10 protein-coding genes are annotated in these 12273 nt (G+C 34.8%); 2 read left to right on the top strand and 8 right to left on the bottom strand.

What is annotated here, in order from left to right:
* Nucleotides 1-19: 19 nt before the first annotated feature.
* The 5 genes from HH304_RS18660 to HH304_RS18640 all read right to left on the bottom strand — a co-directional run bounded on the left by HH304_RS18660 (nucleotide 20) and on the right by HH304_RS18640 (nucleotide 6536).
* Nucleotides 20-682 carry a SanA/YdcF family protein gene (locus tag HH304_RS18660; protein WP_169684806.1) on the bottom strand — a complete coding sequence of 221 codons (663 nt, stop codon included), beginning with the start codon at nucleotides 680-682 and terminating at the stop codon, nucleotides 20-22.
* Nucleotides 679-1359, bottom strand: a complete 681-nt coding sequence (locus HH304_RS18655) for a TrmH family RNA methyltransferase (RefSeq protein ID WP_169684805.1) — start codon at nucleotides 1357-1359, stop codon at nucleotides 679-681. Before HH304_RS18655 ends, HH304_RS18660 begins: the two co-directional genes overlap by 4 nt.
* Nucleotides 1359-4001, bottom strand: coding sequence for a DNA gyrase/topoisomerase IV subunit A (locus tag HH304_RS18650; RefSeq protein ID WP_169684804.1), 2643 nt, complete (start codon nucleotides 3999-4001; stop codon nucleotides 1359-1361). Before HH304_RS18650 ends, HH304_RS18655 begins: the two co-directional genes overlap by 1 nt.
* A gap of 7 nt (nucleotides 4002-4008) precedes the next feature.
* The gene (locus HH304_RS18645; protein ID WP_169684803.1) at nucleotides 4009-5916 is read right to left on the bottom strand and encodes a DNA topoisomerase IV subunit B; all 1908 of its coding nucleotides are present in this window, start codon (nucleotides 5914-5916) and stop codon (nucleotides 4009-4011) included.
* Between the two features lie 155 nt (nucleotides 5917-6071).
* Nucleotides 6072-6536, bottom strand: coding sequence for a hypothetical protein (locus tag HH304_RS18640; protein ID WP_169684802.1), 465 nt, complete (start codon nucleotides 6534-6536; stop codon nucleotides 6072-6074).
* A 162-nt stretch (nucleotides 6537-6698) separates the two neighbouring features.
* On the opposite strand from HH304_RS18640, the gene HH304_RS18635 reads away from it, so the two are divergent.
* Nucleotides 6699-7940, top strand: a complete 1242-nt coding sequence (locus HH304_RS18635) for a sterol desaturase family protein (RefSeq protein WP_169684801.1) — start codon at nucleotides 6699-6701, stop codon at nucleotides 7938-7940.
* A complete protein-coding gene (locus HH304_RS18630) occupies nucleotides 7906-8313 on the top strand; it encodes a hypothetical protein (RefSeq protein ID WP_169684800.1) in 408 nt (135 codons plus the stop codon). Before HH304_RS18635 ends, HH304_RS18630 begins: the two co-directional genes overlap by 35 nt.
* On the opposite strand, the gene HH304_RS18625 is transcribed toward HH304_RS18630, so the two are convergent.
* From HH304_RS18625 to HH304_RS18615, 3 genes are all read right to left on the bottom strand, one after another.
* A complete protein-coding gene (locus tag HH304_RS18625; protein ID WP_169684799.1) occupies nucleotides 8310-9371 on the bottom strand; it encodes a type III polyketide synthase in 1062 nt (353 codons plus the stop codon). The two genes, HH304_RS18630 and HH304_RS18625, sit on opposite strands and share 4 nt — an antisense overlap.
* A gap of 65 nt (nucleotides 9372-9436) precedes the next feature.
* On the bottom strand, nucleotides 9437-10822 hold the full coding sequence (locus HH304_RS18620) for an MFS transporter (RefSeq protein ID WP_169684798.1): 1386 nt from the start codon (nucleotides 10820-10822) through the stop codon (nucleotides 9437-9439).
* 3 nt (nucleotides 10823-10825) lie between these two features.
* Nucleotides 10826-12223, bottom strand: a complete 1398-nt coding sequence (locus HH304_RS18615; protein WP_169684797.1) for an alpha-amylase family glycosyl hydrolase — start codon at nucleotides 12221-12223, stop codon at nucleotides 10826-10828.
* Nucleotides 12224-12273: the final 50 nt, after the last annotated feature.

The following is a 12273-nucleotide window of genomic DNA, read 5'->3' as shown; positions in this document are numbered from 1 at the left end:
AGATTAGCAATAAAAAATCTTACTTTCTAATAATAATTTGCTGTCTTTCACCTAGATGCTCAGGTTGAGTATTTAATATGTAAAGATCAGCAAACATTGCTGTACGAGCCAAAATCTCTCTTGCTCGCACGAAAAAACTTTCATTCAAAGGTACTTCTTCAGCAGCAAAAGCCTGGGCATTAAGTCCAATTTTTTTACCTATTTGAAGTGCACGATATGCGTGAAACTCTTGAGTTACAATCACAACTTCGTTTAATCCAAATATTTCCTTAGATCTTACAACCGAATCGAGTGTTCGAAAACCAGCAAAATCAAATGTTATAGATTCATGAGGAACTCCTTTTTCGATTAAAGCCTGGTACATAAATCTTGGTTCATTATATGATTTATATTTGTTATCCCCACTTACTAATAAATGATCAACTTTTCCACTATGATAAAGTTCTGCTGCAGCATCAATTCTTTTACTAAAAAATGGATTTTCACCTCCTTTTACTAAAAATCTACTTGTACCAAGAACTAACCCTACCTCTGCATGATCCAATTCATCTATTGAGGACTTAATGTTATCCTGGTTACTAATTATGACTATCAGGTTTGTTATCCCGATTATCAGAACTAGTGATATCAACACCCATAGAATTATCTTTGATATTTTTTTTGCAACAGATTTCAAGCTCATGATCCAAAAAAACCTTTTTCCAACAGGTCTGCTCTTTTATATGATATTTTATACCAATTATATCTCAATTCTTCTTTCTCTATTTCACTTAATTCAATGTTCTTATTAGCATTCTTTAATTTTTGAATACAATCATATAAAATCAAAGCTGCGCTAACAGATAAATTATAACTTTCAGTAAACCCATACATTGGAATTTTCAAGCAAACATCTGATAACTCCAATGCTTTTTGACTTAATCCATGTCTTTCATGACCAATAATGAATGCTGTTTTTTCATCAGGGGAAAAATCAGGTAAATCTACTGCTCCTGAATGTGGAGAGGTAGCACAAATTTTATACCCATCTTTCTTCAAATGTGCTATACAATCATCAATATTGTTACTTTCCGGATGATTATATCTATGAATATCTATCCATTTTGTCGCACCTCTTACAATATTTCGGTTAACAGAAAACTTATTTCCCTGCTCAACAATATGTACATCCTGCAAGCCAAAACATTCACAGGTTCTTAATACAGCACTGGCATTTTGGGTTTGATAAATATCCTCAAGTACAAGAGTCAAGTAACGAGTACGAGAGGAAAGAACCTGCTCTATCAGCTCTTTCCTCTCGTCAGTTACAAAGTTTGCCAGATAATCTATAAATTCAGATCTGGTTTTATTATTTCTCATTAAAACAATCCTAGTTGTTCTTTATCATCAAGATTTAAATCAACTGAATCTCCTGATGTGTATACATCATTATCAGTATCATTGTCTTCTTTATTTGATGAATCGTCAGAACTATCTTCTTGCTCTTTCTTTTCTTCTTTTACTTCTACCGGCGTTATATCAGTAACATCCTTTAAAGTCTGATAAGGAAATTTATTCCCTATTGCTTTCCATCCTTTGATATCAATAAGTTCCTCAATGTTCAACTCATCTTCTTCCTTAGAATTTCCTTCCTGATATTTCACCTTTATAACAGGTTTCAAAGCGGTAGAAACAAACCATAATTTTGAACCTTTACCTTCACTTATGAACGGAAATTTCTTATCCATAGTACTTGTTTCAACTAAGAAACGTTTCACATAGATAGATTTTGACCCCGAATCATAATAAACAGCACTTACAGGTTTATCTTGATTGAACTTGGTAATCAACCTAACTTTATTTGCCTCATACCTGTTTGTGAGTTCAAAATTGGTCAATTCGTATTCACCAGATTCGTAAATAACAAGGATTTTGTCTTCACCATTAAAGTTCCCAAGATGATTTCCTTGCCCATTACTATTTAGCCTTCCTATGACATCATCATACCAAATATCAAGTCCTCCAAGAGTTGACACACCTGCTTCTTTAAATTGAATCTTTCGCACAGGATATTTTGTCAAGATATTTCCTCCGGCACTTCTACCTTTTATATCTATCTCTGCAAAATCAAAATCAAATACTTTAATTCTTGCTTTACATCCCGAGGTTAGATAAACAGTGATTTTTTCAGCTTCACCATTTGGGTTAGCAGTAAAATAAAGAACCTTGCTATTAGCCTGTCCTTTTGTCAAGTCATATTCTCTGTCTCTGGTAATTGCTAAAACCTGGAACCTCTTGATCATCGATCTACCAGATTTACCATCAAGATAGATCATATTATAGACCATTCGTTCATCATTCTTTTGGAAAACACCTACATAAATAATGTCCTTACCAACGAATGTTTTATCAGCAATTTTAGTTACAAGCATTTTACCATCTCTTCTGAAAACGATGATATCATCAATATCAGAACAATCACTGATAAACTCATCTTTCTTTAAAGAGGTACCAATAAAGCCGTCTTTTAAATTGGCATATAACTTAACGTTGTTAGCGGCAACCACATTGGCTTGAATGGTTTCAAAGGTAGTTATCTCTGTTTTACGCTCTTTACCCTTTGAGTACTTTTCTTTAATTCTTTTGAAATAAGCTATGGTATAATCAATGATATTGGCCAGGTCATATTCTACCTGTTCCAATTCTTCATTGTATTTTCTCATCAGCTCATCAGCCTTAAAGGTATCAAATTTTGAAATTCTCTTAATTTTAATCTCTGTAAGGCGAATTATATCATCCTGAGTAATTTCTCTATAAAATTCAGGCTTATATGGATCTAAGCCTCTATCAATTGTCTCAAGAACAGATTCCCAGGTTTCACATTCTTCAATATCCCTGTAGATTCTGTTTTCAATGAATATTTTCTCTAATGATGAAAAAAGTAGCTTTTCTTTTAGTTCCCCCCTTCTTATCTCAAGTTCTTCACGTAAAAGTTCAACTGTCTGGTCTGTATTTAACTTAAGAATTTCAGATACACCAAGAAAGTGTGGTTTATCCTCAATAATTACACAGGCATTAGGCGAAATACTTGTTTCACAATCTGTAAAAGCATAAAGAGCATCGATTGTAACATTTGGTGACTGCCCTGATGCCAGTGAAATCAGAATTTCCACATCTCTGGCAGTATTATCAGTTACCTGCTTTATCTTGATTTTTCCTTTATCATTAGCCTTCAGGATACTATCAATCAATGAACTTGTTGTAGTTCCGAAAGGGATATCCCTAATTGCGATAGTCTTCTTGTCAACTTCCTCAATTTTAGCTCTTACCTTGACCCTTCCTCCTCTGACACCATCATTGTATTCAGAAAAATCTGCTAAACCTCCAGTTGGGAAATCTGGAAATATCGATACCGACTTACCTTGAAGTACTTTAATAGAAGCATCTATCAGTTCGATAAAGTTATGTGGTAGTATTTTTGTACTTAAACCTACAGCAATACCTTCCACACCTTGAGCAAGAAGTAAAGGGAATTTAACAGGTAGATTTACAGGTTCCTTCTTTCGTCCATCATAACTTAACTGCCAGTCAGTGGTCTGAGGATTGAAAACTACATCTAACGCAAATTTTGAAAGTCTCGCTTCAATATATCTTGGTGCTGCAGCCGAATCTCCTGTTCTAATATCACCCCAGTTACCCTGAGTTTCTATTAGCAAATCCTTTTGCCCCATATTAATGATAGCATCACCAATGGAGGCATCACCATGAGGGTGATACTGCATAGTCTGACCAATAACATTTGCTACCTTATTGAATCGACCATCATCCATCTCCTTCATTGAGTGCATGATTCGACGCTGTACAGGCTTCAATCCATCGCCAATGGCTGGAACAGCCCTTTCAAGGATCACATATGAAGCGTAATCCAAAAACCAGTTCTCATACATCCCCCCAATGGGAATCACTTCATGAATTTCTTCTTCTTCGTTGTTTGGATTATTTTGGTTATTATCTTCTACCATCTGCAAATTATGCTTTTTCAGTTACACTTTCTTCTGTCTCCAATATAGTTGACTTGCCTTCTTCAACTATATCTTTTTCCACGCGAAGTTTATCGATAATAAATTCCTGTCTTTCCGGTGTATTCGACCCCATATAAAATTGCAGGAGTTTATTGATACTGGTTTCTTTATTAATAATTATCGGACTCAATCTGATATCATCACCGATAAATCCACCAAATTCTTCAGGAGAAATCTCTCCAAGTCCTTTAAATCGTGTTATTTCCGGCTTATTACCCAGTTTAGCTATTGCTGCTCTTCTTTCTTCGTCTGAATAACAATAGATGGTTTCTTTTTTATTTCGAACCCTGAATAATGGAGTTTCAAGGATATATACGTGACCATTTCTTACCAGGTCAGGGAAAAACTGAAGGAAGAAAGTAAGAAGCAATAAACGAATATGCATTCCATCTACGTCAGCATCAGTGGCAATAATTACTTTTCGATATCTCAATCCTTCCAGACCATCTTCAATATTTAAAGCATGTTGAAGCAGGTTTAACTCTTCATTTTCATAAACAATCTTCTTTGTTTTTCCGAAGCAGTTTAAAGGCTTACCTCTTAATGAAAATACAGCCTGAGTCTGTACGTCTCTTGATTTAGTAATTGAACCGGATGCAGAATCCCCCTCGGTAATGAAAATCATTGTTTCATCCTGACGTTTTCCGTTCTTATCGTTAAAATGGTTTCTGCAATCCCTTAATTTTTTATTGTGAAGATTAGCTTTCTTTGCTCGATCATTTGCAAGCTTTTTAATTCCAGCTATATCTTTTCGCTCTCTTTCAGATTGTTGAATTCTCTTTTGAAGAGCCTCTGCTGTATCCGGATGCTTATGAAGATAGTCATCAAAAACCCTTTTCACATAGTCATTGATAAAGGTTCTCATGGTAGGTCCATCCGGGCTCACATGAGTTGAGCCTAATTTTGTCTTCGTTTGAGATTCAAAGACCGGCTCCTGAACCCGCACAGCTACGGCTGCAGCAATTGACTGCCTAACATCAACAGCCTCATAATTTTTATTATAAAACTCACGAATAGTTTTTACAATTGCAGACCTGAATTCCGCAAGGTGTGTTCCTCCCTGAGTAGTATACTGACCATTCACGAAAGAATAGTATTCTTCACCATACTGATTTCCGTGAGTCATGGCAATTTCGATATCCTCACCCTTCAAATGAATAATTGGATATCTGTTTGTCTCTTCGTCAGTCTTTTTCTCCAGAAGATCATATAAACCTTTTTCTGAATGGTATTTTGTGCCATTAAAATTGATTGTAAGGCCTGCGTTCAGGTAACAATAATTCCAGATCTGGTTTTCAAGAAATTCAGGAATAAATTTATAATTCTTAAATATTGTATTATCGGGCGTAAATCGAATAAAAGTACCATTGCGCTCTGAAGTTTTTTCAATAGGCAATTCATCAATCAGGTACCCCTTTTCAAAATTGGCTTCTTTTTTTTCTCCATCGCGGTAAGAAATAACCTTAAATGAGGATGATAAAGCATTCACAGCTTTTGTACCCACGCCATTAAGTCCTACAGATTTTTGGAAAGCTCCTGAATCATATTTTCCTCCGGTATTGATTTTTGACACACAATCAACAACCTTACCCAAAGGAATTCCCCTACCGTAATCACGAACCTCAACATTGTGATCCGTAATTTTTATACTGATGGTCTTACCATTCCCCATCATGTGTTCGTCAATTGAGTTATCTACAATCTCCTTAACCAACACATAAATTCCGTCATCAAATGAAGATCCATCACCCAATTTACCAATATACATACCTGGCCTTAACCTGATATGCTCATTTGGCTCTAGTGACTTGATACTATCCTCATTATAAACTACTTCACCATTCGAATTTGCCATTATTGCTCGATTTCAGTTCTTATTCAATCCATAAATATATAAAAGGAAGTGGAATTTTCAGCAGGATAATTGAATTTAAAAATCTCCTCCCAACCTAAATAACAACACTTAAATCCTCGATAATTAATTGTATTACAAAAAGATAAATCTTCTTATTAATCGTACTTTCTAACCAAAGTATATACCATTAATATCAACGATATGACTATAAAAGGGAATCCAAGGTATAACATTGATACCGGGTTAAAACCTTCATCCATTGATGGGTTATTTACAAAACCGACAAATGCAACGAATGAAACTAACAAAATATTAACTCCGATTCCACATAAATAAATAGAGCTTAAGAAGTTAGATCTTTTTTTCTCGCTATTATTTAAGAACGATGATTTTGGTTCCATATTCTTAATAAACTGGGATGATGCCAGAAAAAGACCACTTGAAACAATAAAAAGACCAAATACTGAATAAAAAAATTCATTTTTAGTTAGAAAAAATTTATTCATATCTTCATAAACACCTATTTCGACCATGCCCTCTAACCCTGCGTAGGTATAAAAAAAGGTTCCGAAGAAACCAATAATCGAAAAGATCCAGATTAGACGCAAAACTTTATCCATGCTAAGTTTTTTTTTGGCAAAGTTACAAATATCTTCAATTAGTGTACTACCCTGAATGTCGGAATTCTAATAATTACTTTCAGAGTTTATTTCTTTATGATTTTTTAAATCCTGATATTGTTTTTTTCATTAAATTAGTAGTTGAATAACCCAAATAAAATCATGGAATTAACCCCGGTTGTCATTGCGATACCTATTTATTTTTTGTTAATCGGTATAGAATTAGTCATTCAGCATGTTCGTAAGATTAAATTATACCGTGTTGGAGATGCTCTTACAAATATTAGTTGTGGGATCACCCAACAAACGACCAACTTGTTTTTTAAGATTGGTGTACTTTTTATCTATCACTTCATTTATGAGCAATTAAGAATATTTACGATTGAACCGACATGGTATTCTATGATAATTTTATTTGTGGCAGCTGATTTCTGCTATTACTGGTCACATAGAATGAGCCATGAAATCAATTTATTCTGGGGAGGTCATGTTGTCCATCATCAAAGTGAAGATTATAACTTATCAGTTGCATTACGTCAAGGGACTTTTCAGATTCTCTTTACTGCTCCATTTTACTGGCCATTGGCATTATTAGGTTTTGATGTAGTTACATTTACATTGATGTCGGGGCTAGTAACTGTATATCAATTCTGGATCCATACAGAAACTATTGATAAAATGGGATGGTTTGAAAAAATCTTCAATACACCAAGTCACCACAGGGTACATCATGGTAGAAATCCAAAGTATATTGATAAAAATCATGCAGGTGTATTTATTATCTGGGATAAAATGTTTGGTACATTTCAAGAGGAAGAAGAACGACCGGTTTATGGAGTAACGGTACCTACAAACTCATGGAATCCTGTGTGGGTGAACCTTAAGCATTTTAAGGAAATGGCAATAAACATGAAGGACATGAAGATGATTGACAAAGTCAGATTCGCCTTTAAAAAACCAGGATGGATGCCATCTTACCTTGGAGGAATGAAAGAGATCCCTGATGTAGATAAGGCAACCTATGTAAAATACGACACTCCTGCTCCTGCTTCGGTTAATTATTATGCTATTTTTCAATATTTAATAGCATTGGTAATAACTGCCTTATTTCTATTTAAGGAAGGGCAATTTGTTGTTTGGCAAAAAGTTGTCATCAGTACATATATAATATGGAGTGTTGTCCATACAGGTATAATTTTAGAAAAGAAAAAGTGGTTTTACGTTCTTGAACCTATAAGAATTATTAGTGGTGTAGTACTCGGATTTTTGTTTGTAACAGGCTCAAACTTAATGTCAATCGAATTTATTATTATAATATCAGTTGCTTTGATTAGTTTTGTATGGCTATACAAAATAAGTAAGATACCTTATGAAAATACGATTCTCAAAGAATCCACTACCTAATATTTTAGCGACTTTATCTATTATTATTGTACTGTTTTCAAGCTGTGGAAATAGTGTGGACATTCCCAATTTCGATGAGGAATTATGGATCAATGATCAAAATGGTTGCACAGGTGACCGATTGGAAATGATTGATGAAGTTAAGTTAAATAAAGATTTACTTATTGGATTATCTACTAATGAATTAAGAAAAGTATTAGGCAGACCCGATAATATTATACTGTATACTAGAAATCAAAAGTACTATCATTATTATCTTACTCCTGGAAAACAATGTCAGGATGCAACTAATAATTCAGAAGAAGGTCAGAAATTAATCATTAAGATGAGTGCTCTTGATAAAGTAAGCAACCTTGAGTTTCCATTAGATTAAGAAATTTCCAATTTAGCAGCCTCCATTGTCAACCCGGGTCCAAAGGCAGCAGCAAAGGCTTGCCCCTTGACTCCTTGTTCAATAATTCTTTTTAATACATAAAAAATAGTTACAGAACTCATATTGCCATTATTCCTTAAAACTTCGTATGAAAATTTGAGTTTTTCTTTTTCTATTTTAAAGGCACTTTCAAAAGCTTCCAGTATTCTTTTTCCTCCAGGATGTATTGCAAAAATCATATCATCATAATGATCAAAAACCTCACTGAACTTCTCCAATTGATTGCCCAGTAACTTTGGAACATAAGTCGATAACTTCATATTAAATCCTTCGTTTCCAATTTCCCAGGCCATATCATCCATGCTATCAGGAATAGTCTGTGTTTCGAAGCCTAAAATTTTGACTGCATTATTTGACTCAGGCTTTTGTCCTTCAACAGTTATTAAAGCAGCACCATCAGCAAACAGACTATTAGATAGTAAATCATCGTGGGTTGTTGAATTCTGAAAATGAAGACTACACATTTCAACATCCACTATTAGCACTCTGGCATTCGGAAGTCCTTTGCATATATCTGCCGCCATCCTGAGAGCGGAAATACCTGCATAGCATCCCATAAAGTTTATAGATTGTCTAAATATTGATGAATCCAGGCCAAGGTGATATTGAATATCATAATCCAGACCAGGAGCATACATTCCAGTACAACTAACAGTAATCAGATGAGTAAATTTCTTGTCGGAATATTTTTCGTTGAACACTTTTTTTATGCCAGGAATCAACCAGGAAATTATAGCCGATCGATACATTTCCATTCTCTTTCTGGTCGATGGAAAAATAATCCTGTCACCCTCATCAGCAAAAAAATCAATAGAACGACCTTCTATATAGTCTTGTACAACGCTATTTCGAGTATTGATCCCTGTAGCTCTATATAAAACGTTAAATGCTCTCTGTGAACTTTCATCAAGATTCAGTGCTTTACCAAGCATCTCCTGAAGATGAGACTGTTCTATTCTATATGGTGCGTTTAGAAGTTCGATTCCGGTTATATACATAATCTTAATATACTAAAAAGCCCGATATTGTTTTATCGGGCTTCAAATTTTATTTATAATGTGACTTATAAAACTTCAGGCACATCTGCAATTGTATCATCTGCTACTGGTTCATCTTCATCCTTAACAAACACTACCAGGACAGCTGCCAGGACAAAAGAAAAGCCAGCTATTATTAAAGCATAAATTGCTTGTTCACCAAAAACATTTTTAATCAGCGGACCACCAAAAATCCCATTTACTATTTGTGGAATAACAATAAAGAAATTGAATATCCCCATAAAAACTCCCATTTTACCAGAAGGAATAGAGCCAGCCAAAATTGCATAAGGCATAGCTAAAATACTAGCCCAAGCCATCCCTATACCGATCATGGAAATAATCAAATAATCTTCATTAGTTATAAAATAAATTGAGAAAAAGCCTATTGCTCCACAGATTAATGAAATAGCGTGAGCCATTTTTCTGGAAGTCACCTTTGCTAACCAAGGCAAAAAGAAAAATGCATAAATAGCTGAAACGAAGTTATAAACTCCAAAAATAACTCCTACCCAATCTCCGGCATTATTGTACATCTCGGATTTGGTATCAGAAATAGGTAACCCGTATATGTGCTGGGCTACAGCAGGAGTTGTAAAAACCCACATACTAAATAACCCAAACCATGAAAAGAATTGAACTAATCCCAATCTCCACATGTTATTCGGTATGTTGGCAAAATCTTTGAAAATTTGAAAGAAACCCAAATTCTCACCTTCATCAGGAGCCTTACCATGATATGATTCATATTCTTCAGGGTCATATTCTTTAGTTCCCGAGATTGTAATCAATACTGAGGTAATCAAAACTGCAGACCCAATAAAAAATGAGTAAACAACGTTCATTGGAATTTCATTTTCTCCAACAGGTGCATCAACTCTAAACCAGTTTTTCAACATATATGGCAACCAAGACCCTATAACTGCTCCGATACCAATTAAAGTTGTCTGGACACTAAAACCTAAAGTTCTTTGATCTGATGGAAGCATATCAGCAACCAAAGCCCTGAATGGCTCCATAGCAATATTAAATGAAGCATCCATGATCATTAAAAACCCTGCGCCCACAAACATTGCTGGTAAAAATGCAGCAAACATTCCTGCATTGGGCATTAGAATCAATGCTATTGAGGCTAATATCGCTCCGGATAAGAAATAAGGTTTTCTTCTCCCTAATTTATTCCATGTTCTGTCTGAATAATGACCTACTATTGGCTGTACTATCAAACCAGTCAGTGGTGCTGCCAACCAAAACCATGACAAATGTTCTACATCTGCACCAAATGTCTGAAGTATTCGACTAGCATTTGCATTTTGAAGGGCAAATCCAAATTGTATTCCTAAAAACCCAAAGCTAAGCATCCAGATATCCAGAAAGCTTAGTTTAGGCATTTTCTTCGTTCCTGTACTCATCTTTTAGTTCTTATTATCAACAACAATAAAATATGCCCATGAATCAAGTGTAGCCTCATTTGTTAATTCAAATTCAGATCCACTCATGTAATCTGTGTGCGTTCCGACCAAATTATCCGGAACTTTTATTTCCTGAGAAGACTCAGATAAATTCAATATAACAGTTACAGTATTTCCATCTTTTGTTCTTTGAAAAGCAATTACGTTTTCATTATCAAAATCTAAAAATTCCGCGACTCCTCCAAACTCACCATTAAATAATGCCGGATTGTCCTTTTTAAGTTTAAGCAGTTTTGTATAAAATTCCTCGTATTTAAGATCTGACCAATCAATGGTATCTTTCACAAAGAACTCAAGTCTCTTATTCAGACCAGCTTCCTGGCCGCTGTAAATTAATGGCATACCTTGTACAGTACTCATCAGGACAGCATAAGTTTTAACTCCATCTCCATATCTTTCAAAGACTGTTCCGTTCCAGCTATTTTCATCATGGTTAGATGTGAAATTCATTCTGAAAGCCTTATCACCATAATTTTGTTGATCCTTATTTAAAAATTCAGCTATATCAGAAGCTTTATTTTCTCCTTTGGCAATACGATTAGACAAGGCATGAAAACCCCAGCCGTAAGTCATATGAAAAGCTGAATCATGCATTTCAGGAGTATCTGATTCAGCCAGCATAAAAATGTTTTTAACCTTTTGAAGACTATCTACAGCTGGATTCCAGAAATCCATTGGAACCTCATGTGCCACATCACATCTGAAACCATCAATATCTGTTTCGGTAATCCACCATGCCATCTCATCTCGCATTGCATTATGTAATTCCTTGTTATCATAATTCAAATCAGCGACATCTGTCCAGTCTGTACCCATCGGAGGAATAAGATTTCCTTCTTCATCACGATTATAGAAATCAGGATTTTCTTTTGTCCAGTGATGATCGAATGCCGTATGATTAGCCACCCAATCCAAAATCACAATCATATCTAATTCATGTGCCTTCTGAACAAGGTTTTTAAAATCATCAATCGTACCAAAATTTTCATTAACTGCAGTATAATCGCGGATAGAATAGTAACTACCCAAAGACCCTTCTTCAGGACCTTTTCGGTTTTCAATTCCAATTGGTTGAACCGGCATAAGCCAAAGAATATCGACACCCATTTTCCTCAAACGCTCCATATGTGGAATAAAAGCATTGAAAGTACCTTCTGGAGTGTATTGCCTGATATTCACTTCATAAATACTGTAATCCTTAGCTGCTTCCGGATATTTAATTTCAACGGTTTCAACAGCCTGTTCAGTATTTTCTTCTTTGGTAGTTTGCCCACAAGAAATCACTCCCAGAGTGGACAAAATAAAAAATACCACAGCAGCAATTCTGCTTTGTTTTCTCATGTCTATTTTAGGTTATAATTTAGGTTTTAAGTTATTATTTGAATATTTAA

This window comes from Marinigracilibium pacificum, assembly GCF_012926615.1.
GTDB lineage: Bacteria > Bacteroidota > Bacteroidia > Cytophagales > Cyclobacteriaceae > Mangrovivirga > Mangrovivirga pacifica.
The sequence above is the reverse complement of the archived record's forward strand: the minus strand, read 5'-3'. Positions and strand labels throughout refer to the sequence as shown.